Raw genomic sequence first — 20,940 nt, forward strand, 5'->3', positions numbered from 1 at the left:
AGAGGGGCCGGAATCCCCCGGCCCGCGATGGAGGGAGGCCGGCATGTCCAGACCCAAGCCGTCCGGAAGGTCGTACGGGAGGCTCACGAGGCACGAGAGGAACACGGTCGAGAGGATGCTCGACCGCAACCGCAGCGCCCGCGAGATCGCCGCGGAGCTCGGCAGGTCGCCGTCGACCGTGACCAGGGAGGTGGCGGCGCACCGCTACGTCACCGCGCCGCGCTCGCGCTACGGCGAGCCCGCGCCCGCGGACCTGTCGGGGGCCTGCCCCAGGCTCTCCGCGTGGCCGAGGTGCTGCAACGGCTGCTCGCACAGGAGGGGCTACGGCTGCTCGAGGAGGCCCAGGGTGTTCTACAGCGCCAGGAGGGCGCAGGAGGCGGCCGACGCCGAGCTCTCGGCGAGCAGGTCCGGGATCGACGAGACCGAGGAGGGCGCCGCCGCCAAGCTAGCGGCCATCAGGGACGGGCTCGCGCGCGGGCTCTCCCCGCAGCAGATAGCGGCGACGACCCCCGGGCTCAGCGCCTCCACCGTCTACAGGTGGGTGGACGCCGGCTACGACGGCATGACGAACATGGAGCTCAGGCGCAAGGTCGGCTACAGGCCGAGGTCGCGCCGGGCCCCGAAGAGGGCGACGTCCCACTCGGCGCGCAGGTCGCACGCGTCGTTCCTCGCGCTCGGCGAGGACGCCTGCGCCGCGGCCTGGGAGATGGACACCGTCGAGGGCCCCAGGGGCGACTCCGCCAGGCTCCTCACGCTCCTGCACCGCCCGAGCCGCTTCCAGCTGGCCCTGCCGCTGCCGGACGGCACGTGCGCCTCGGTCCTGGCGGCGCTCTCCTCCCTGCGCGGGGTCCTCGGCGAGGACGGCGCGAGGCGCGCCTTCGGCGCCGTGCTCACCGACAACGGGAGCGAGTTCGCCGACGAGGGCGCCATCGCGGCGCTGTTCGGCGAGCGGGACGGCGAGACCAGGCTCTTCTACTGCGACCCCCGGCAGAGCCAGCAGAAGGGCGCGTGCGAGAAGAACCACGTGGAGATCAGGAAGCTGCTGCCCAAGGGCGCAGGGGCCAGGTTCGACCGGCTGACGGCGGCGGACTGCGCGCTGCTCATGTCGCAGGTGAACTCCGAGCCGAGGGGGGCGCTCGGGTTCCTGACGCCGGCGCGCGTGCTGCGGGCGGCCCTCGGGGAGGACGCCTCCGCCCTCATGGACGCGTTCGGGATAGAGGAGCTGGCGCCCGGCGAGCTCGACCTCACGCCCGGCTGCATCGACAGGGCCAGGGCCGCGAGGGGCGAGGGGCCGCTGGCGGGATAGGCGGCGGGCCGGGACATGGGCCGGAGGGCCCGTTGCGCTGAGTCCGGAACGGCTGCGCGGCGGGCTGGCGGAGCATGCGGCGGCGGCATGGGGGCACCGGCCTCCACAGCCTCTCCACCTGCGGAAACGAGGCGACGAGCAGGTGCCGGGGGCTATTTCCGCGTTGCGCTAGCTGCGGAAACGCGGGGCCCGTTCAGGCTGTTGCGTTGAGATTGAAAATCAACCCATTCAATAAAATGTGCGCGGCCGAAGAGCCGGATGGCTGTCTGTCCACGACGGTCGAGCTGTTTATTGCGCTGAAATATCTTGGTTACAAGCCTCGTATTTGCTACGGGCTGGTCGTGCCTCCAAGCGGCTATGAGTTCTATCATGCGTGGCTCGAGCTGGATGGGAAGATTGTGGACATCGCTATTTACGGCAATGCTAAGTTCTCACCATTTTCGACGTTTGATGTTCGTTTCCCTATCGTGATGGGGTCGTACGAGGCGAACGAACAAGGAATGGAATATCGTCCGTTTACATTTGATGAGGACTGGCGCGACGCTTTGATTAGCAAAGTACAGGGAATGCCGGTAGTCGAATATTGTGATAAATCACCGAAGCGAATCTTGTGGAAGTTCACTTGCGACCTGTTGGATATGAGCCCGTTGAAAGCAAATGTAGACGCGTTGCGCGACACAGTCAAAGATGATGTGATTTAAGGGAGGTGAATGATATGGAACAGCCTTATTTGCGTTTTAAGACCGACGACGGGTCGGAGTATCCGGCGTGGGAGGAGAAGACGCTTGGGGAGTTTTTTACCGAAATAAAAGAGAAGAATCATCCAGACTTGCCCGTGCTTGAGTAATCGTCTTTCTCCGTACCAACTGTATTCGCGGTACGGAAACGTGCAAATTCTCAGCGCTTTCGCATGGGTTCGCACCCGTTCTTTCGATGCCGCGCGGCTGTCGCCACTCGCTAGAAACCCCGGCCCTGTACCTATCGCACATGCTCACTTCAACCATCCCAATCCGTACGGAGTTGTGCACGATTATGTCGAGCCCAGATTCTTCCTTTCACCGACTGGCAAAACGATTTACACCTAATTGTGGACATTGCTCACGCGATTTGTCTTTGCTCACGCATTGATCTCGCTAAACTAATAACTGCTGTTACCAGGGCATTTTCTGGTGCACATTCTATTGGCTCCTGCGAAGATCGGAGCGGGTATGTTTGCTGCCGAGTCCTACACCAGCCGTCATTACATTGAGATCGTTGCCATAGCCTGCCTATGCGTTTTGCTGGGCGGGCCTTCTTATGCCGCGGGCGCGGAGAGCCTCGTCATCGCGGGCGCGACGTACTACGAGCCGGGCGTGTCGGGCCCCGGCTGGGCCTGGACCGATGCCGGCCACCTGGAGCTTAACGGCTACGCGGGAGAGGCCATCGGCGCTGACGGCGACCTGGTGCTGACACTTGCCGGGCAAAACTCCGTGACGGAGTCGCATGCGCCCGATGCGGACATCACGCAGTGCGGCATGGAGGTGTGGGGCGACCTGACGCTTCGCGGCACCGGGTCCCTGGCGGCATCGGGCTCGCAGTGCGCGATCCACGTCTCGCGGGCGCTCGTGGTGGACGTCTGCACCGTCGATGCCCGGGCGGACGGGGCCGACGTCACGGACGAGGCCGTGGCCGGCGTGATCGCCGGCGACATGGCCGTGCGCGGTGGCGGGCGCGTCGTTGCCGCGAGCACCGGGTCCGGAGCGGGCGTGCGCGCTTATGGCGTGTATCTGCAGGACTTAGGCCTTGGCGATGGGGCGGCCGGCTGTCGGCTTTCCGTCGATGCCTCGTGGCTCGATGCGGCAGGTACCGATGGCGGCGTCGCGTGCTTGGGCGGCTCGCTTGTGTCCGCACGGTTTGTGACGCCTGCCGGCGGGGCCTTTGGTGCTGACGGCGTGGTGAATGCTGCCGGTGCGATGGCACCGCATGTGGTGGTTGAGCCCGATGCCGCCACGCCACCGGCAGGGGAGACCGATGGAGACGACGTGCCTGGATTCGGGGAGGGTAAACCAGATGGTAGTGCCGGCCCTGCTGCAGGGCAGCCCGGTGCGGGGCCGACGACGGATCCAACGGTGAAACCTGCGGCCACGTCGCCCAAAACAAACATAACGATCAAGACGACGGTGACCAAGACCACAGTGCCTGCGTCCTCTAAGCCTAAAGCCACCAGCACGACCGCAACGACACTCCCCAAGACCGCCGACAGCGACTGGATTGCCGCTTCCGTAACGCTTTTCCTTCTGGGAACAACGCTCCTGGCTGCCGCATTTCGCTGCTAAGGCCCCGTTTAAGTGAGACCAGAGAGGGATGAATGCAGCTATTGCAGAAGTCTTTAGCCTACTACTAAATCAATTTCTTAGAGATTGGTGCCGTATCAGCCATCGCTGCGACGGCACTATTTTGTTCAGCTCGACTGCCTCTCGATCCATTACCGATGTTGAGCCTTACACCCCATCTGCCAGAGCGATAAGATAATTGCAATCCAAATGCTACCGTTTATAAAGCTTCATTTGGACCCAATTGCCTATATCACTGGAGTCATAACATGAGGAACTACTATCAAATCAAAACCGTCGCATCGGCCCCTCCAAGGAGGCTCATCCCGATCGGAAAAGTCATCAGCGTTACTGGGCTTGTATTGGCAATTGTCAGTTTCTTTTCCGCTCTGCCATCGAGTGCCAACATATATGGCTCGCTTTCTTTTACTTTCTTACTCCTTGGCTTATTCTTTTTTGTGGACGGGCTCTTTCTTGTTATTACTGCATCAAGGCAACAAGAGAATCTACTAGGGCTACGCCAATCGCTCCTAGAAGATGATCCGCAAATCGCCGCGAGCGCCGAAGAGTTTATGTCTCAGCGAAAGGCCCTGACACAGCAAGGCGAAATTACTGGCATCTTCATTGTCCATAATGCAACCAAAGATCTGTACTACGTAGGCCAAAGCGCAAAGGCAATTGATCGAGCGGCCATACAGTTTCTCGGTAGGGGCAATTGCGATGTGTATGCCGATTACAAGTACGGTGACTCATTCAACGTGCGAATAATCCAGCTGTCGGAAAGCGGCTACGAAAGTCTCAATGAGCTAAAACGCGCAGCGATACAAGCGCTCGAGGCTGCTGGCGAGGAGCTTTATTAAGGGCGACTGTTAGGATTAATGCAATGGCAAGCTCAAATAACACAGGCAACAACGAGGAATTAACGCCGTCCGTCGAAGAAACGCTTCTTAACGAATCCGGCTCGATTGCCAGGGTCAAATCGTTCTCATGGATTTGGTTTATCAATAAGGAGCGAATCCACGACATAAATCCTGTCCAATGCGGCAAATGGATGTTCTTCTTCTCTCCATTCAAAACCGCCCTCATGGACGACATTGTCGGAACCGCAGTTCTTGATGGCGTCGTCGTAGAGGCCAAATACTCGAATCCCGAAACGCTCATCGCGGCGGGCTCGAAACAAGGTGTCTGCTGCTTTTACCTAAACGGAAACGATAGAGAAAGCCATAAGAGGGTACTGAGCTACATGCTGGAAAACGGGCTAATCAGGAAGACAAAGACTGGAAAGCTGTATAACATTTCGTTCAAGTTCGACACTGAGACCTACGCAGGAAAGTACAAGGGGAGCGGCTTCTCCGGAAAGATAAAGCTCGCGGACTTCGTTGACCTGGAGACGGGAGAGTTTATTTAAGGGTGCGTGCCGAGTAGAGAAGTTGAACTTACTTCACCTGTGTCCCCTTTGGGGACAGCCGCCAGTGCAATACCTCAGTGCTATACTCGTTGTCCTAAGGAAGTGGTTCATATGTACTTGAGCGATACTAAGATTCAAGAGCTTATCGACAACAAGGTGCTGCTCAATGCCGATGCTTCGAACATCGGTCAGGTTACGTATGACTTGCGCACCGACGGATTCTACATTAATGAAAGCAAGCAATCCGAGGTCGAACTTGGCCCTGGAGACTCAACTTTTGTCTCCTGCGTTGAATGTGTCGCGCTACCCAACAATCTGACCGCTAGCGTACTTCTGCGCAATTCGCGCATTCGCCAGGGGCTTTCTTTGGATGCACCTCTGTATTTCCCCGGCCATGGAACAAGGCTGTTCTACCGTATTACAAATGTAAGCGGCAGCACCATTGCCCTCGATAAGTCTAAGGGCATCGCGCAGGTAGCATTCCAGCACGTCGAAGGCACGGTTGCCCATCCTTACCATGGAGCCTTTTCCGATGAGCTCAACTTTAATGGGCTCGCCGACTATTCCGATGTCTACGCCGGAGAACTCAAAAAGGTCGAAGACAAAAAAGAAGAGGTCGCCAATATCGAATCTCGTATTTACGGTAATGTCCTGGCACTCTTTGCTATCTTCGCCGCGATCTTTACACTCGTAAACGTTAATGCCGGAGGGATTTCTTCCGATATAACGACCGTCCGTTTCGTTGCGCTTGATCTGCTGATTATCGGCGGATTCTTGGTCCTTGCGTCCGCAATTGAGGCCTTTCTTGTTAAGGACAAAGAGAATAAGGCGCCGCTTCCGCTCTGGATAGGCATCATATGTATCTTAGCGGCGGTCGTCCTTGCTTTACGTAAATAGTCAAGAGTTTAAGGGTAAGCAATATGGCTTCCGAGACGGGGTGCCCTGCGTTGGCCGGGGCACCCCTATCTGTTGATCGGACTTTTATTTTTCAAATTAAATGGCCGCCATAGCAGCCCCAACACATCTGCAATTTAAAAAACGCATGTCGCAAAAGCGTAAAACCGGGGTCTGGTCGAAAGATCTAGGTTTTTCCCGCACTACGCCTGTATCTAGGACCTCGTATCCGGAAGCCGCTCCCGCGACGAGCTCGTCAAAGAGCTAAGGCGCAATTGCGTTGTGTGTTTCGACGGCGCGTCGCGCGTATAAAATCTAAGCATCCAAACTCTAACTATGAAATGGAATGGACGCCACATGGAACTCCCTAGCACCCTGTGCAGCAATGTCTACGACTTTGCGTTTTGCCACGAGCCCCGCTACGACCGCCTGGTCGACCTCGCCGACCCCGAGGACTGGGGTCCCGGCAACCGCATTCTCAAAAACTACCTGTCGTTTTCGTTTAGCCGCGCGGTGTTCCTGACCGAGCGCGACGTGGACCAGACCGCCCCGTCCAACTTGCCGCTGGTGTTCGACGACGACCGCTGCCTATTCAACACCGGCCTGTACACGCGCCGCTACGAGACCATCTACGGTCTGTTTGAGCCCAACACCAAGCCCGATGCGCGCCAGCGCTGGTTTTTGAAGGGTTTCTTTAAGGAAAGCGATCCCATGCTGGTCTCGTTTGAATACCTGCCGTGCCGCGTGCGCTTTGCCGAGGACCCCTCCGAGCTGGTCTTTGACTACCGCCTGCCCATCCGTTCCAACATCGACCACATTCTGGGCGACGAGGAGAACCTCACGCGTATTCCCGCCAGCCTGATGGGGGAGGGCAACTCGCTGCTGCTGCGCCGCGCCTTTGAGGGAGCCGTCGTCGAGGCCGCCCGCCGCGCCGCCGCCAATTACACGCTCGCCGTGCCGCAGTTCTACGGCGGTCGGATCCAACTGCTGCTGCCGCTGTGCCTAACCGGCGACAAGCCCGAACTGTCGCTGACCATCCAGCGCGAGGACGGCTTCTACGCCGCGCGCACCTGCCTCACGCTCGACATGGCCTATAACAATGCTCGACTTATCTGCCGTCCCGAGACCTCGTGGATTAAACGATAAAGGGTGGTTAAGCTGCGGGTTTGTTGACTGATCGGGTTGAAACGGTGTGACTTGCTCCCACGAATTTAAAATCGGGGGCAAAAAGTTCTTGGTAAACCACGTGCGGCTATGTTAGTATCTCTTTTGCCGAAAGGCGACGGGCGATTGGCTCAGGGGTAGAGCATATCCTTCACACGGATGGGGTCACAAGTTCGAATCTTGTATCGCCCACCATCTAAAGCGCAGGTCAGAGGTGTTAATCCTCTGGCCTTTTTCTTTTTGAGGCTTATAGGACAAAATGTGTGTCCACGTTGGGGGCATCGGCGCAGGTCGATGCCCCTTTTTCAGCCGTTTAAATTCCGCGCCCGCTTTTAACCGCTCGGACAGAATGTGTGTCCGGTTTCCTATCGTTCCCGCAGGTAGATAACCTTTTCCGGAACCGTTAAATACCATTTCGGAAGAGGTGCCCATGAAGGCCGTTTATTGCCCCTACTGCGGCGGTCGGACCAAGCGCAACGGCAGGACCTCGTCGGGGTCCCAGCGGTGGAGGTGCACGGCCTGCGGCGCGTCGACGACCGTGAGGTACGACGACACGGCGACGAGGCTGGACGAGTTCCTCGGGTGGCTCCTCTCGAGGGACTCGCAGGCCATGATGCCGGGCGGCGGGCGGTCCTTCAGGCGCAGGACGGCCGAGTTCTGGGAGGTCTGGCCGATGCCCGTCCCCGACGGCGAGCTCCACCGCGTGCTCCACGTGGACGGGATCCGGGTCGCGCGCGACCTCGTCGTGCTCATATGCTGCAGCGGCGAGCGGGTGGTCTCCTGGTACATGGCGAGGTCGGAGAACTCGAGGGCGTGGTCGGCCCTCATGTCGCCGATCCCGGCGCCCGAGGTGGTCGTCACCGACGGCGGGAGCGGGTTCGCCAAGGCCGTGCGCGAGACCTGGCCGCGCACCAGGGTCCAGAGGTGCACCTTCCACGCCTTCTCGCAGGTCAAGCGCTACACGACGACGCGGCCGAAGCTCCAGGCGGGGCGCGAGCTCTACCTCATCGCGCGCGACCTCATGGGCATCGAGACGCTGCACCAGGCCGAGCTCTGGGTCGAGCGCTACCTCGACTGGTGCGGGTTCTGGGCCGACTTCCTGGAGGACAGGACCGTGGTGGACGGCAGGAGGGTCTACACCCACGAGAGGCTGAGGCGGGCGCGCTCGTCGCTGTCGTCGCTGGTGTCGGCGGGGACGCTGTTCACCTACCTCGACCCCGCCCTGGCCAAGGCCGGCCCGCTGCCGTCGACCAACAACATGATCGAGGGAGGGGTGAACTCGCAGCTGAGGGCCGTCCTGCGCAACCACCGGGGGCTGACGTCGGTCAAGCGCGTGAAGGCGGTATTCTGGTGGTGCCACGCGCACTCGGGGGACGCGAGGACGGCGCGCGAGAAGCTCGCCACGATGCCGACCGACGCGGACATCGACTTCCTGTTCAGCGTCTACTCCGCCTCGCCGTCGCGTGACGACGGAGGGCCGGAGTGGGGCGACAGGGCAGTGTGGGAGGACCTCCACCACAGGGACCCGTACCCGTTCTGGCTGGATTAATGGATGGAAACGGGTGTTCTATCGGGACACACATTTTGTCCTATAAGCCCTTTTTGACACCAAATCTGACACCAAAACCAAATCGCAGTCGTCTAAGGCGAGATTTTTATTCCACCCTTTTTCTGACGCCATTGCACGTTTTGCATAAAATGCATGCGTATTTTCATTGAACTCCCCATGTGATTCGAGCGCAAATGTGGAGACAGGGACCACATGCCCAGAGCGTCTTCCAGCGGATTTCTATCACACGACGGTTTTCGGCAGAACTCGTCAAGCTTTTGGTCAGCGTTTGGTCAGCTTCCGGTACTTACCCGCATGATGCCCCAGTAGATAATCGTCCACGACCACAACCGCATGGTCTACGGCCGCTACCAGGGGAGGCGCAAATGGACGAAATCGTCTGCGCAAACACCGCATTCCGCTATTGGCGCTGCCCACCGCAGGTGCGCGACCTCTACCCGCGCCTACCCAACTCCGAAGAAGGCTGGCGAGCTCTATCCCAAGCCCCTTTCGTAACCGACGTCCTCAAGACCCCGATTATCGCTGTTGCTTCGCCAGGTTGTTGTAATCAACACTCGGGATTGCGCTCCACTATTCGCTGGGAAGGGGCATCGGATGTCAGCACAACAATCGACACTCATTTAGGCTTTTGTGTCACCAATCCGCTTAACACGTTATTTACTATGACGCGCTTTGTGTCCCAAATAGATCTCGTACTGGCTATGTACGAACTTTGCGGCTGGTTTTCTGTATTCGAGCCGGCTCCCGCTGCCGAAATGCAGCTGAAAATGGCGGTAGAGGAGAATCGCAATTCCAGCACGCAGGATTTGTTCGAACTTGGAGAGGGCGAAGACGAGGTTCCATGGAAACGAGTTTATGCCCGCGCAACCGTAAAGGACCCAGATAATGATGGCCAAACGAGCAAGCGTAAGGATGAAAGAGAGGTTACGAAACTCAAAGGTACTTCTCTTTGGATGAGAAAGCCGCTCATCGAACTAAGCGATCTGCATCGATTCGCCGACAAGGTCAAAAGTCAAATGTGGGGAAAGCAGTTTTATGATGCCACTCAGCAGGTTATCGGCATTGCTGCGTCCCCACTCGAGGTCGCTGGGGTCCTGCTTCTAAGTCGTTCTCGACGTCAAGGTGGTGCAGGATTCAGATACGTGTACCTCAACGATTTAACCCCTCTATCCGTGGCAGCGCAAAGCATCGCAGGTCAAAAGGTTTGCTACGGCGACATCGTGATTGTAAACCCAATCCTAATGAAGGCAGTAATTATAGAGATCCAAGGTGAAGTCATCCATGGATCAGGCGCGGTGCTTGACCACGATGCAGAGCGCATGACTGCGCTCCAGAGTATGGGTTTCGACGTGTTCCTGGTAACCCACGATATGCTTAACGACAAAACGCAGCTAGACACCATAGTTAAAAGTATCTGCAGTCGCTTGGGGATTCGATATAAAGCCAAATCCGAGGCAATGAAGTGCGCCGAGACGCGACTACGAGCAAATGTTTTGTGCAACTGGTTGGAAATCGGAAATTAGCCGCAGCAAGGCGCTAATACGACCTAGTTTGCTTGCTAGCGAATTAGCTTCATTTCAAAACTATGTCGGATTACGGGGCCGGACCCGGACCTGCCGTCCATACCCTGCATTTCACGGAATGCGCAAGTCGTCTACCTGCGGTTTTGATTTTGCCGATTACGGCATGCTCGGGGGTCGCCGGCCTGGCCCCGTAAACCGGCATGGTTTTGAAGTCGCTGGGCGGGCGGGAGCTTGATCGCCCCCGATAGCGGGCCCGACGCCGGCGGGATGGCCGTTGAGCGGATGGCGGACCGCGCTGCGAAAGCGAAAACGGCGTACGGTGGAACTCGAGATGTCATATGGGCGCTGGAAAGTCGGGCGGCGGCAGCGCCCCCCCCGCGCCCCGCCGGGGTTGATTTTCAATCTCAACGCAACAGCCTGAACGGGCCCCGCGTTTCCGCAGCTAGCGCAACGCGGAAATAGCCCCCGGCACCTGCTCGTCGCCTCGTTTCCGCAGGTGGAGAGGCTGTGGAGGCCGGTGCCCCCATGCCGCCGCCGCATGCTCCGCCAGCCCGCCGCGCAGCCGTTCCGGACTCAGCGCAACGGGCCCTCCGGCCCATGTCCCGGCCCGCCGCCTATCCCGCCAGCGGCCCCTCGCCCCTCGCGGCCCTGGCCCTGTCGATGCAGCCGGGCGTGAGGTCGAGCTCGCCGGGCGCCAGCTCCTCTATCCCGAACGCGTCCATGAGGGCGGAGGCGTCCTCCCCGAGGGCCGCCCGCAGCACGCGCGCCGGCGTCAGGAACCCGAGCGCCCCCCTCGGCTCGGAGTTCACCTGCGACATGAGCAGCGCGCAGTCCGCCGCCGTCAGCCGGTCGAACCTGGCCCCTGCGCCCTTGGGCAGCAGCTTCCTGATCTCCACGTGGTTCTTCTCGCACGCGCCCTTCTGCTGGCTCTGCCGGGGGTCGCAGTAGAAGAGCCTGGTCTCGCCGTCCCGCTCGCCGAACAGCGCCGCGATGGCGCCCTCGTCGGCGAACTCGCTCCCGTTGTCGGTGAGCACGGCGCCGAAGGCGCGCCTCGCGCCGTCCTCGCCGAGGACCCCGCGCAGGGAGGAGAGCGCCGCCAGGACCGAGGCGCACGTGCCGTCCGGCAGCGGCAGGGCCAGCTGGAAGCGGCTCGGGCGGTGCAGGAGCGTGAGGAGCCTGGCGGAGTCGCCCCTGGGGCCCTCGACGGTGTCCATCTCCCAGGCCGCGGCGCAGGCGTCCTCGCCGAGCGCGAGGAACGACGCGTGCGACCTGCGCGCCGAGTGGGACGTCGCCCTCTTCGGGGCCCGGCGCGACCTCGGCCTGTAGCCGACCTTGCGCCTGAGCTCCATGTTCGTCATGCCGTCGTAGCCGGCGTCCACCCACCTGTAGACGGTGGAGGCGCTGAGCCCGGGGGTCGTCGCCGCTATCTGCTGCGGGGAGAGCCCGCGCGCGAGCCCGTCCCTGATGGCCGCTAGCTTGGCGGCGGCGCCCTCCTCGGTCTCGTCGATCCCGGACCTGCTCGCCGAGAGCTCGGCGTCGGCCGCCTCCTGCGCCCTCCTGGCGCTGTAGAACACCCTGGGCCTCCTCGAGCAGCCGTAGCCCCTCCTGTGCGAGCAGCCGTTGCAGCACCTCGGCCACGCGGAGAGCCTGGGGCAGGCCCCCGACAGGTCCGCGGGCGCGGGCTCGCCGTAGCGCGAGCGCGGCGCGGTGACGTAGCGGTGCGCCGCCACCTCCCTGGTCACGGTCGACGGCGACCTGCCGAGCTCCGCGGCGATCTCGCGGGCGCTGCGGTTGCGGTCGAGCATCCTCTCGACCGTGTTCCTCTCGTGCCTCGTGAGCCTCCCGTACGACCTTCCGGACGGCTTGGGTCTGGACATGCCGGCCTCCCTCCATCGCGGGCCGGGGGATTCCGGCCCCTCTGGGGTTGCCTACCCGGATTCGCGCCTCAGGACTCAGCGCAACGCGTTGCGCTGAGTCCTGAGGCTGTTGCAATGAAAATGAGAATCAAGGCGCGCCCCGCCGGCGAAAGTTTTTCCAAAATTGCCCTTGCATCGCCGTGAGAGTTCCCGTATAGTACTTCTTCGCACGGGGGCGTAGCTCAGCTGGGAGAGCGCTTGACTGGCAGTCAAGAGGTCAGGGGTTCGATCCCCCTCGTCTCCACCCGAGCATTGAATGAGGCTCCAACGCAAGTTGGGGCCTTTTTTCATATAGGCACACAAGGTCAAAGGCGGCACCATGATCCTCCTGGTCGACAAGATCGTGCGTTGAACGGGCGTCGCGTGCATGGTAGTATTTCACGACGTGGTTCAAAGCGTTGGAGGCTGTTCTGCCACCCCAACTGCAAGTGTCACTTTATAAGGGCTCTTGGCGCAACGGTTAGCGCAGGGGACTCATAATCCCTGGGTTCTGGGTTCGAATCCCGGAGGGCCCACCAGGTTTTTCAACAGGTCAGGCAATAGGTCTGGCCTGTTTTCTTATTCATGGCATTAGTTTTCACTTGCAAATAGCCTGCTTGCTCACTTCCGGGCGATCTCGGTCGGCTGCCCGCGATGCCGGCGATAGTTTTTCCAAAATTGTCCTTGCATCGCCGTCCTAGTTCCCGTATAGTACTTCTTCGCACGGGGGCGTAGCTCAGCTGGGAGAGCGCTTGACTGGCAGTCAAGAGGTCAGGGGTTCGATCCCCCTCGTCTCCACCCGAGCATTGAATGAGGCTCCAACGCAAGTTGGGGCCTTTTTTCATATAGGCACACAAGGTCAAAGGCGGCACCATGATCCTCCTAGTCGACAAGATCGAAAAAAGCTTCGGCGCGCGCGTCCTCTTTAGCGGCGCGTCCTTTCAGATCAACCCCGGCGAGCGCTTCGCGCTCGTGGGCCCCAACGGAGCCGGCAAAACCACCATGCTCAAAATCATCATGGGCATCGACAGCCCCGACGCTGGCCAGGTCCAGTACGCCAAGGACTGCCAGGTAGGCTACCTAGAGCAGGAAACCAACCTGGAGCAAAAGGACACCACCATCCTCGCCGAGGTCATGGCCGCTGCCAAGGAAATCCGCCGCATGGGCGAGCGCGCCAACGAGCTGCAGGCCCAGATCACCGAGCTCTCCGAACAGGGGAAGGACGTCGACGCACTCCTTAACGAGTATGGCCAGGTCCAGGACCGCTTTGAGCATCTGGGCGGCTACGAGCTCGAGAGCAACGCCCGTAAAATCCTGTCCGGCTTGGGCTTTAAGGTCACCGACTTTGAGCGCCCGTGCTCCGAGTTCTCGGGCGGCTGGCAGATGCGCATCGCGCTGGCCAAGCTCTTCCTGCGCCACCCCGACCTGCTGCTTCTGGACGAGCCCACCAACCACCTGGACCTCGAGAGCGTCCAGTGGCTGCGCGGCTTTATCGCCAACTACGACGGTGCCGTCCTCATCGTCAGCCACGACCGCGCTTTCATGGACGCCTGCGTCGACCACGTCGCCGCCCTCGAAAACCGTCGCGTGACCACCTACACCGGCAACTACAGCAGCTACCTCAAGCAACGCGAGGACAACCTGGAGCAGATGCGTGCCAAGCGCGCCGCCCAGGAGCGCGACATCGCCCACATGCAGGTCTTCGTTGACAAGTTCCGCTACAAGCCCACCAAGGCCGCCCAGGCCCAGGTGCGCATCCGCAAGATCGAGCAGATTAAAAAGGAGCTCGTTATCCTGCCCGAGGGCCACAAGCACATCGACTTTAAGTTCCCCGACCCGCCGCGCTCCGGCGATATGGTCGTGAGCCTCGAGGGCGTGTCCAAGTCCTACGGCGACAAGCATATCTACAGCGACATCGACCTTAAACTCTACCGCGGCGAGCACGTGGCGCTTGCCGGCCCCAACGGCGCCGGCAAGTCCACGCTCATGAAGCTCCTCGCTGGCCTTGAGCCGCCCACCACCGGCACCCGCGACCTGGGCACCAACGTGGGCATCGCCTATTACGCCCAGCACGCGCTCGAGGGCATGACCGAGTCCAACACCGTCCTGCAAGAGATCGACACCGTCACGCCCAAGTGGACCGTGCCGCAGCAGCGCAGCCTGCTGGGCGCCTTCCTGTTTAGCGACAACGACGCAATCGAAAAGCAAGTCCGCGTCCTCTCCGGCGGTGAAAAGGCGCGCCTGGCGCTCGCCAAGATGCTCGTGGCCCCCGAGGCACTCCTGTGCCTGGACGAGCCCACTAACCACCTGGACATCGACTCGGTGGACATGCTCGAGAACGCCCTGCAAAACTTCCCCGGCACCATCGTGCTGATTAGCCACGACGAGCACCTGGTACGTGCCGTGGCCAATCGCGTAATCGACATCCGCGATGGTAAGGTCACGGTCTATGACGGCGACTACGACTACTACCTCTACAAGCGCGATGATCTCGCAGCCCGCGCCGCCGCCGAGGCGGCAGGAGAGAGCGTGCCGACCGCAGGGAAGAGCACCAATACCGCCAACGCCGTCCAGGCCAGCAGCCCCGCCGCCCCCAAACCTGCCGAGGGCAAAAAGACCAAGGAGCAAAAGCGCGCCGAGGCCCAGGCCCGCGCTGCGCTCAACAAAAAGCTCAAGGGCGTGCGCATCCAGCTCAAGAAGATCGAGACGGAGCTCGACAAAAAGCGCGCCCGCTATGACGAGCTTATGGAATTGATGGCAAGCGAAGAGCTTTATGCCGATCAGGACAAGTTCAACGCCGCGCTGGGGGAATATAACGACCTTAAGCAAGAGCTACCCAAGCTCGAGGACGAATGGCTGGAGCTTTCCACCCAGATCGAAGAGGAGACCGCGCGTGAACTCTCGTAAGGCCACTGCCGTGGCGATGAGCATCATCGCCATCGCGTGCCGTATCTGCGCCATCTTTATGAGCGCGATGACCGTACTGCTGTGCTTTAGCGGCCTGACCGCCAAGCTGCAGATCGTGGGCTTTGTCGTTGAGCTTTCGCGCGCGCTGCCGAGCGCCATCGCCGGCTACGGCGTCATCACCTCTCCCTTTGGCGGCGTCTTCCGCCTGGATTACGCTATCGTCGCCGTCATCCTGTTTGTAATTGACTACCTGCTCACGCGCGCCTCGCGCCGCGTCCGCTAGGGGAGCGCCATGTCAAGCAGCTACATCATGAACCTGCTCGCCAGCGCGGTCGCCGTCATCCTGGGCATCGTTATCCACGAGAGCGCGCACGCCGCCGCAGCCTGGGCTCTCGGCGACAAGACAGCCCGATCACGCGGTCGTGTCTCGCTCAACCCGCTCAACCATATCGACCCGTTTGGCACCATCATCCTGCCGCTGCTCATGCTCGCAGCCGGTGGCCCGGTGTTTGCCTTCGCCAAGCCCGTGCCCGTCTACCTCAACAACCTCAAGCACCCCAAGCGCGACGAGGTCCTGGTGAGCGTTGCCGGCCCCGCATCGAACATCGCCCTCGCGTGCCTCGCTGCCGCTCTCATGCAAGTAACGTACGGCAACCTCTATGCAAGCATGTCCTTTGCCGTAGCGTCACAGATCATGAACTTCGGCGCCACGTTTATCGTGGTCAACCTGTCGCTCGCGTTCTTTAACCTCATCCCGATTCCGCCGCTCGATGGCTCGTCGATCATCGTGCCCTTCCTCAAGGACAAGGCGCTCGCCAACTACTACCGCCTGCAGCAATACGCCATGCCCATCCTCATCCTGGTGCTGTACCTGCTGCCCATGTGGACCGGCATCGACGTGATCGGTCGCTATTTCGACGTTACCGTGTATCCGTTCGCTGAGCAGCTGCTTAACTTCGCAATCGCCGGCATCTAAGGTAAACTTACAGGTCGACCGTGCAAAGCGGTCGTAACATGCACCCAAACCGCGCCGCGAAGGCGCCGTCAAAGGAGGTCGAATATGTCGTATCGCGTGTCGACGCAGGTCTACAGCGGACCGTTCGACCTGCTGCTGCAGCTGGTAACCCGCCAAAAAGTTGATATCGGCGCCATCTCCATCAGCGAGGTGGCCGAGCAGTACCTTGCCGAGGCCGAGCGCATCGAGGCGCTGGACCTGGACGTGGCGAGCGACTTTTTGCTGGTCGCGGCAACCCTTTTGGACATCAAGGCCGCTTCTCTGGTGCCGCAGGAGGCCCCGCGCAAAGTCGATGACGACGATGACGAGTTCGACGAAGACCTCGAGGAACTCAGCGCGCTCGACGGCGACGCCCTGCGCGAGGTCCTGATCCAGCGCCTGATCGCCTACAAGCAGTTTAAGGGCGCGGCGGCAGCCCTTGGCGCGCGCATGCAGGCCGAGAGCCGCATGCATCCGCGCGTGGCCGGCCCCGACCCCGAGTTCCTAGGCCTTATGCCCGACTACCTGGCCGGCATCACGCTGCGTGGCCTGGCCGTCATCTGCGCCGACCTGGACGGCAAGCGCCAGACCTTCCTGCTGGAGGCCGAGCACGTGGCGCCGCATCGCGTGCCGCTCGACCTGACGGTGGCCTCGGTCGACCGCTTTACCATGGCGCACCAAACCTGCACCTTCCGCGAGCTGCTGGACGGCGACGCCACCACCGAGCAGCTCGTCGTCACCTTCCTGGCTATGCTCGAGCTCGCCAAACGTGGCTCGCTTACCCTGAGCCAGGACGAGATCTTTGGAACCATTCAAATCAACCGCGTCGAGGGCGCCGAGGCATACGTACCCGGCGAGGGCCCCGAGCTCACCGAATAGGAGCGGCAACCATGTCAACCCTTTCCACGCTGGAGGCAAACAGCCTCAAAGGCGCCCTCGAGGCGCTGTTGCTGGTGTCGAGCGACCCCGTGAGCGCACCCGCGCTGGCAGGTGCGCTGGATATCGCCCCCGGCGAGTGCGCGTCGCTGTTGGCCGAGCTCAAGGTTGAATACGAGGAGGCCAACCGCGGCTTTCAGCTACGCGAGGTTGCCGGCGGCTGGCGCCTGTTTACGCATCCCGCCTACCACGACGTGGTCGAGGCCTACGTGCTGAGCTGGGACACGCAAAAGCTGTCGCAGGCGGCGCTCGAAACTCTGGCCGTCATCGCATACCACCAGCCCGTCACGCGCGAGGTGGTCAAGGGCATCCGCGGCGTCAACTCCGACGGCGTCATCGCGTCGCTCGTGGACAAGGGCCTGGTGCGCGAGCTCGGCCGCGACCCCCAGCGCGGTCAAGCCATCATCTATGGCACGACCAACGCCTTCTTGGAAAAGTTCGGTCTGCGCTCCACCCGCGACCTGCCTGACCTGGAGCAGTTTGCCCCCGACGAGCAGTCGCGTCAGTTTATCCGCGAGCGCCTGAGCGGCCGCAGCATTCAGTCCACGCTCGAGGAGCAGGCCGATGACCTGGATGAAGAGCGCGAACTGCTCGATACAGATGTTGAAGATGTTGAGGCAGTCGAGGACTTGGAAAACCTGGTCGTCGACGAGACCTCGGAGGATTTACATGACGAGGACTAACGAAGTAGGGGAGACGCGCGCCGGCGCTGCGGTGCCCAACGCGGATACGCACGAATCCGACGCCCAGCCCGTCTATCCGCACACCATGCGCCTGCAGCGCTTTTTGGCGCGCGCGGGCGTGGCGAGCCGCCGCGGCTCAGAGGACCTGATGACCGCCGGCCGCGTGACCGTCAACGGCGAAGTCGCGACCGAGCTGGGCACCAAGGTCGACGTCGACCGCGACCATATCGAGGTCGACGGCATGCCCGTCAAGCTCAACCAGGGCGCCGTGTACTTGATGCTCTACAAGCCAACAGGCTACCTCACCACCATGAGCGACCCGCAGGAGCGCCCTTGCGTGGCAGACCTGGTTCCTCGCGACCGATTTCCGGGCCTGTTCCCAGTGGGTCGTCTGGACCGCGACACCACGGGCCTCTTGCTCTTCACTACCGACGGCGACCTGTCGCAGGACCTGCTGCACCCGAGCAAGCACGTCTACAAGACCTACCAGGCACTCGTGGATGGCCACCTGACCGATCGAGACTTGGAACCGCTACGTCGTGGCATTGAGCTCGATGACGGCCTATGTCAGCCGGCAATCTGCCGCGTCATCAACGCGCGTGAAGCCGAGGCTGTGGCACCGCAAGGCGTCAAGCCCGGCACTACCGCCGTGGAGGTCATCATCCGCGAAGGCCGCAAGAACCAGGTCAAGCGCATGCTGAGCAAGATCCACCACCCGGTGATTCGCCTGCATCGCTGCAACTTTGCCGGCCTGGAACTCAAGGACGTGGCCAAGGGGTCGTGGCGCGAGCTCACCGACCGCGAGGTACAGATCCTCAAGTCCGGCGGCATCCCGCCTAAGCAGGCCGTCGGCAAGCGCGGCACTGCGCCGGCGACCAACGCCGCCAGACGCACGCGTCACCACGGCAGCCACGGCTCCGCACCCAAGCGCAACACCTACCGCGAGCGCTACACAGACTAGGCAACCCGCCGCGCCCCAGCGCCCGCGAACCATACCAGCACGTCAACCATCGAAAGGAAGCATTGCATGATCGTCGCCATCGACGGCCCCGCCGGTTCCGGCAAGTCCACCATCGCCAAGGAGATCGCCCGCCAGCTGGGCTTTAACAAGCTCGACACGGGCGCCATGTATCGCGCCGTCACCTTCGCCGCGCTCGACCGCGGCATCGATCTGGACGACGAGGCGGCCATCGACGCCCTCGCCGAGCAGATCGAGATTCGCTTTACCAACGGCACCGGCGAAGATACGCGCCTGACCATTGACGGCAAGGACGCTTCGGCCGCCATTCGTACCCCGCAGGTCGACGCAAACGTGTCCAAGGTCTCGGCCTACCCGGGCGTGCGAGCCGCCATGCTCATTCACCAGCGCCGCGCCGCCGAGGACCGCGATATCGTGGCCGAGGGTCGCGACATCGGAACCGTCGTGTTCCCTAACGCACAGGTCAAGGTCTTCCTAACCGCCGACCCGCGCGAGCGCGCCCGCCGCCGCGTGCTGCAGCGTCACCAAAACGACGCCCAGCCGCTCACGCCCGCGCAACTCGAGGCCGAGGTCGACGAGACCCTCGACGCCCTCAAGCAGCGCGACAAGCTTGACAGCAGCCGCGAGGTCGCCCCGCTCGTGCCCGCCGAGGACGCCGTGCACGTCGACTCCACCGCCCATACCATCGACGAGGTCGTCCGCATTATCGAGGACCTCATCAACCAAAGGAGGTAGCCCATGCGCCTCTTTAAGCAGACGCCCGAGGACTATTACAACGCCCCCTATGACGAGTTCCCGGCGCTCATCCGCGGTACCGTCGTCGTAGTCATGGCCATCCTTTGGGCCTTCTCCAAGCTCATGTGGCGTTGGAAGGTCGAGGACGCTGACCTGCTGTTTGAGCGTCAGGAAGGCCGCGGCAGCGTGGTCATCTGCAACCACACCTCGATGGCTGAGCTCTTGGCCGTGGAGACGGCGCTGTTCTTTGGCGGCCGCCGCATTCGCCCCATCTTTAAGTCCGAGTTTGCCAAGAGCAAGATTGTGCGCTGGGCTTTTAGCCGCGTTGGCGGCATCCCCGTGGAGCGCGGTACTGCCGATATGAAGTGCCTGCGCGCCGCCCAGCATGCGCTGCAGCGCGGCGAGGACGTCCTGATCTTCCCCGAGGGCACGCGCATCCGATCGCGCGAGATCAAGCCAGAGGTCCACGGCGGCTTTGCGCTCATCGCTCAGATGGGCAAGGCACCCGTCAACCCGCTCGCCATCTGCGGCTGGTCCGACATCACGCCCGCGGGCAAAAAGCTCATGCGTCCCAAGAAGTGCTGGATTCGTGCCGGCAAGGCCGTCTCGCTTTCGGACGCGCCGGCCGGGCTTAAGCGTACGGAGCGCCTGGCTTGGTTTGAGTCCGAGGCCATGAACCGCGTCTACGCCATGCGAGACGAGCTGTGCGCCGAGCATCCGGGCAGGTTCTAGCCATGAGCGAGAACGTGACGAACACTGCCGTGACCGCGTCCGACCAGGCAACCGCGCCTACCATCGAGATCGCCGCCCACGCCGGCACTTGCTACGGCGTGCAGCGCGCGCTCGATATGGCGCTGGCCGCTGCGCCACAGGCAGGGGAGTGCAATCAGGTCCATACCTTGGGTCCGCTCATCCATAACCCCATCGTGGTGCGCGAGCTTGCTGAGGCAGGCGTCGGTCTGGCAGAGACCCTGGACGACGCCGCATCGGGCACCGTGATCATCCGCGCCCACGGCGTGGTGCCGCAAGTGATCGATGCTGCCCGCGAGCGCGGCCTTACCGTGGTCGACGCCACCTGTCCCTACGTGAAGAAGGTCCATGTGGCCGCCGAGCGCCTGGTACGCGAGGGCTACCGAGTGGTAGTCGTAGGCGAGCCGGGCCATCCCGAGGTTGAGGGCATCTTGGGCCACGCCGGCAATGATGCACAGGTCGTGAGCTGTGCCGCCGACGCCACCGCCTTGTCGCTCAAGGGCAAGGTAGGCCTCGTCGTGCAGACCACCCAGACTGCGCAGAACTTGGCCGAGGTCGTGGCTGCTATCACCCCGCGCGTGCAGGAGCTACGTGTGATCAACACCATCTGCGCCGCCACGACTGAGCGTCAACAGGCAGCAGCCACACTTGCCAACCACTGCGACCGCATGTTCATCGTGGGCGGCAAGAACTCGGGCAACACCCGCCGCCTGGCGCAGATTTGCGCAGACGCCTGCGAGCGCACGTATCACATCGAGGAAGCTTCTGAGCTCCAAGCCGCGTGGTTTACCGAAGCTCACCACATCGGCATCACCGCCGGAGCCTCCACCCCGCAAGAACACATCGAGCGCGCCGTCGAGCGCATCAAGGAGCTTTGCCGCTAA

20 protein-coding genes and 4 tRNA genes are annotated in these 20,940 nt (G+C 61.7%); 23 read left to right on the forward strand and 1 reads right to left on the reverse strand.

Features of this window, described 5'->3' with window-relative positions; all coding sequences use genetic code 11:
• Positions 1–43: 43 nt before the first annotated feature.
• From LCQ44_RS08345 to LCQ44_RS08390, 11 genes are all read left to right on the forward strand, one after another.
• Complete coding sequence (locus tag LCQ44_RS08345; RefSeq protein ID WP_225093555.1) at positions 44–1,306, forward strand: IS30 family transposase; 1,263 nt, start codon at positions 44–46, stop codon at positions 1,304–1,306.
• 206 nt (positions 1,307–1,512) lie between these two features.
• Positions 1,513–2,007: a lasso peptide biosynthesis protein gene (locus LCQ44_RS08350; RefSeq protein WP_225093579.1), complete on the forward strand. Its 495-nt coding sequence runs from the start codon at positions 1,513–1,515 to the stop codon at positions 2,005–2,007.
• Between the two features lie 14 nt (positions 2,008–2,021).
• A complete protein-coding gene (locus LCQ44_RS10025) occupies positions 2,022–2,153 on the forward strand; it encodes a hypothetical protein (RefSeq protein WP_263633866.1) in 132 nt (43 codons plus the stop codon).
• Positions 2,154–2,514: 361 nt separating this feature from the next.
• The gene (locus tag LCQ44_RS08355) at positions 2,515–3,621 is read left to right on the forward strand and encodes a hypothetical protein (protein ID WP_225093580.1); all 1,107 of its coding nucleotides are present in this window, start codon (positions 2,515–2,517) and stop codon (positions 3,619–3,621) included.
• Positions 3,622–3,887: 266 nt separating this feature from the next.
• Positions 3,888–4,478 carry a hypothetical protein gene (locus LCQ44_RS08360; protein WP_225093581.1) on the forward strand — a complete coding sequence of 197 codons (591 nt, stop codon included), beginning with the start codon at positions 3,888–3,890 and terminating at the stop codon, positions 4,476–4,478.
• A gap of 23 nt (positions 4,479–4,501) precedes the next feature.
• Complete coding sequence (locus LCQ44_RS08365; protein ID WP_225093582.1) at positions 4,502–5,026, forward strand: hypothetical protein; 525 nt, start codon at positions 4,502–4,504, stop codon at positions 5,024–5,026.
• A gap of 111 nt (positions 5,027–5,137) precedes the next feature.
• Complete coding sequence (locus LCQ44_RS08370; RefSeq protein ID WP_225093583.1) at positions 5,138–5,923, forward strand: dCTP deaminase/dUTPase family protein; 786 nt, start codon at positions 5,138–5,140, stop codon at positions 5,921–5,923.
• Between the two features lie 354 nt (positions 5,924–6,277).
• Positions 6,278–7,066, forward strand: coding sequence for a DUF3825 domain-containing protein (locus LCQ44_RS08375; RefSeq protein ID WP_225093584.1), 789 nt, complete (start codon positions 6,278–6,280; stop codon positions 7,064–7,066).
• Positions 7,067–7,204: 138 nt separating this feature from the next.
• Positions 7,205–7,279 (forward strand) — tRNA-Val (locus tag LCQ44_RS08380).
• A gap of 235 nt (positions 7,280–7,514) precedes the next feature.
• Positions 7,515–8,633, forward strand: a complete 1,119-nt coding sequence (locus tag LCQ44_RS08385) for an IS1249 family transposase (RefSeq protein WP_225093446.1) — start codon at positions 7,515–7,517, stop codon at positions 8,631–8,633.
• 386 nt (positions 8,634–9,019) lie between these two features.
• Positions 9,020–10,177, forward strand: a complete 1,158-nt coding sequence (locus LCQ44_RS08390; protein ID WP_225093585.1) for a hypothetical protein — start codon at positions 9,020–9,022, stop codon at positions 10,175–10,177.
• 614 nt (positions 10,178–10,791) lie between these two features.
• On the opposite strand, the gene LCQ44_RS08395 is transcribed toward LCQ44_RS08390, so the two are convergent.
• Positions 10,792–12,054, reverse strand: coding sequence for an IS30 family transposase (locus tag LCQ44_RS08395; protein ID WP_225093555.1), 1,263 nt, complete (start codon positions 12,052–12,054; stop codon positions 10,792–10,794).
• A gap of 210 nt (positions 12,055–12,264) precedes the next feature.
• Between LCQ44_RS08395 and LCQ44_RS08400 the strand changes: the two genes are divergently transcribed.
• The 12 genes from LCQ44_RS08400 (at position 12,265) to ispH (ending at position 20,940) form a co-directional block, all read left to right on the forward strand.
• Positions 12,265–12,337: transfer RNA gene (locus LCQ44_RS08400), tRNA-Ala, on the forward strand.
• A 198-nt stretch (positions 12,338–12,535) separates the two neighbouring features.
• Positions 12,536–12,611 (forward strand) — tRNA-Ile (locus tag LCQ44_RS08405).
• A gap of 186 nt (positions 12,612–12,797) precedes the next feature.
• Positions 12,798–12,870 (forward strand) — tRNA-Ala (locus LCQ44_RS08410).
• A 75-nt stretch (positions 12,871–12,945) separates the two neighbouring features.
• Positions 12,946–14,979 (forward strand): ABC-F family ATP-binding cassette domain-containing protein, encoded by a 2,034-nt coding sequence (locus LCQ44_RS08415; protein ID WP_225093586.1) that lies wholly within the window; start codon positions 12,946–12,948, stop codon positions 14,977–14,979.
• Positions 14,966–15,262 carry a hypothetical protein gene (locus tag LCQ44_RS08420; protein ID WP_225093587.1) on the forward strand — a complete coding sequence of 99 codons (297 nt, stop codon included), beginning with the start codon at positions 14,966–14,968 and terminating at the stop codon, positions 15,260–15,262. Before LCQ44_RS08415 ends, LCQ44_RS08420 begins: the two co-directional genes overlap by 14 nt.
• Before the next feature lie 9 nt (positions 15,263–15,271).
• Entirely contained in the window at positions 15,272–15,955 is a 684-nt protein-coding gene (locus tag LCQ44_RS08425) for a site-2 protease family protein (RefSeq protein WP_225093588.1), read from the forward strand.
• 84 nt (positions 15,956–16,039) lie between these two features.
• Positions 16,040–16,852 (forward strand): segregation and condensation protein A, encoded by an 813-nt coding sequence (locus LCQ44_RS08430; protein WP_055287411.1) that lies wholly within the window; start codon positions 16,040–16,042, stop codon positions 16,850–16,852.
• Between the two features lie 11 nt (positions 16,853–16,863).
• A complete protein-coding gene (gene scpB, locus LCQ44_RS08435) occupies positions 16,864–17,592 on the forward strand; it encodes an SMC-Scp complex subunit ScpB (protein ID WP_225093589.1) in 729 nt (242 codons plus the stop codon).
• The gene (locus LCQ44_RS08440; RefSeq protein WP_225093590.1) at positions 17,579–18,553 is read left to right on the forward strand and encodes a pseudouridine synthase; all 975 of its coding nucleotides are present in this window, start codon (positions 17,579–17,581) and stop codon (positions 18,551–18,553) included. The genes scpB and LCQ44_RS08440 overlap by 14 nt, the downstream gene beginning before the upstream one ends.
• A gap of 66 nt (positions 18,554–18,619) precedes the next feature.
• Positions 18,620–19,306, forward strand: a complete 687-nt coding sequence (cmk, locus tag LCQ44_RS08445) for a (d)CMP kinase (RefSeq protein WP_225093591.1) — start codon at positions 18,620–18,622, stop codon at positions 19,304–19,306.
• Positions 19,307–19,309: 3 nt separating this feature from the next.
• Positions 19,310–20,038, forward strand: a complete 729-nt coding sequence (locus LCQ44_RS08450; protein ID WP_225093592.1) for a lysophospholipid acyltransferase family protein — start codon at positions 19,310–19,312, stop codon at positions 20,036–20,038.
• 2 nt (positions 20,039–20,040) lie between these two features.
• Positions 20,041–20,940 carry a 4-hydroxy-3-methylbut-2-enyl diphosphate reductase gene (gene ispH / locus LCQ44_RS08455; protein WP_225093593.1) on the forward strand — a complete coding sequence of 300 codons (900 nt, stop codon included), beginning with the start codon at positions 20,041–20,043 and terminating at the stop codon, positions 20,938–20,940.

Origin of the sequence: Collinsella aerofaciens (genome assembly GCF_020181355.1) — a bacterium.
Lineage (GTDB): Bacteria > Actinomycetota > Coriobacteriia > Coriobacteriales > Coriobacteriaceae > Collinsella.

Bases quoted from the DNA above. Each gene is read 5' to 3' on its own strand.
- LCQ44_RS08385 (WP_225093446.1), top strand. From the start codon at position 7,515: ATGAAGGCCGTTTATTGCCCCTACTGCGGCGGTCGGACCAAGCGCAAC.
- LCQ44_RS08365 (WP_225093582.1), top strand. From the start codon at position 4,502: ATGGCAAGCTCAAATAACACAGGCAACAACGAGGAATTAACGCCGTCC.
- ispH (WP_225093593.1), top strand. From the start codon at position 20,041: ATGAGCGAGAACGTGACGAACACTGCCGTGACCGCGTCCGACCAGGCA.
- LCQ44_RS08430 (WP_055287411.1), top strand. From the start codon at position 16,040: ATGTCGTATCGCGTGTCGACGCAGGTCTACAGCGGACCGTTCGACCTG.
- scpB (WP_225093589.1), top strand. From the start codon at position 16,864: ATGTCAACCCTTTCCACGCTGGAGGCAAACAGCCTCAAAGGCGCCCTC.
- LCQ44_RS08440 (WP_225093590.1), top strand. From the start codon at position 17,579: ATGACGAGGACTAACGAAGTAGGGGAGACGCGCGCCGGCGCTGCGGTG.
- LCQ44_RS08415 (WP_225093586.1), top strand. From the start codon at position 12,946: ATGATCCTCCTAGTCGACAAGATCGAAAAAAGCTTCGGCGCGCGCGTC.
- cmk (WP_225093591.1), top strand. From the start codon at position 18,620: ATGATCGTCGCCATCGACGGCCCCGCCGGTTCCGGCAAGTCCACCATC.
- LCQ44_RS08390 (WP_225093585.1), top strand. From the start codon at position 9,020: ATGGACGAAATCGTCTGCGCAAACACCGCATTCCGCTATTGGCGCTGC.
- LCQ44_RS08425 (WP_225093588.1), top strand. From the start codon at position 15,272: ATGTCAAGCAGCTACATCATGAACCTGCTCGCCAGCGCGGTCGCCGTC.
- LCQ44_RS10025 (WP_263633866.1), top strand. From the start codon at position 2,022: ATGGAACAGCCTTATTTGCGTTTTAAGACCGACGACGGGTCGGAGTAT.
- LCQ44_RS08345 (WP_225093555.1), top strand. From the start codon at position 44: ATGTCCAGACCCAAGCCGTCCGGAAGGTCGTACGGGAGGCTCACGAGG.
- LCQ44_RS08360 (WP_225093581.1), top strand. From the start codon at position 3,888: ATGAGGAACTACTATCAAATCAAAACCGTCGCATCGGCCCCTCCAAGG.
- LCQ44_RS08375 (WP_225093584.1), top strand. From the start codon at position 6,278: ATGGAACTCCCTAGCACCCTGTGCAGCAATGTCTACGACTTTGCGTTT.
- LCQ44_RS08450 (WP_225093592.1), top strand. From the start codon at position 19,310: ATGCGCCTCTTTAAGCAGACGCCCGAGGACTATTACAACGCCCCCTAT.
- LCQ44_RS08370 (WP_225093583.1), top strand. From the start codon at position 5,138: ATGTACTTGAGCGATACTAAGATTCAAGAGCTTATCGACAACAAGGTG.
- LCQ44_RS08395 (WP_225093555.1), bottom strand. From the start codon at position 12,054: ATGTCCAGACCCAAGCCGTCCGGAAGGTCGTACGGGAGGCTCACGAGG.
- LCQ44_RS08355 (WP_225093580.1), top strand. From the start codon at position 2,515: ATGTTTGCTGCCGAGTCCTACACCAGCCGTCATTACATTGAGATCGTT.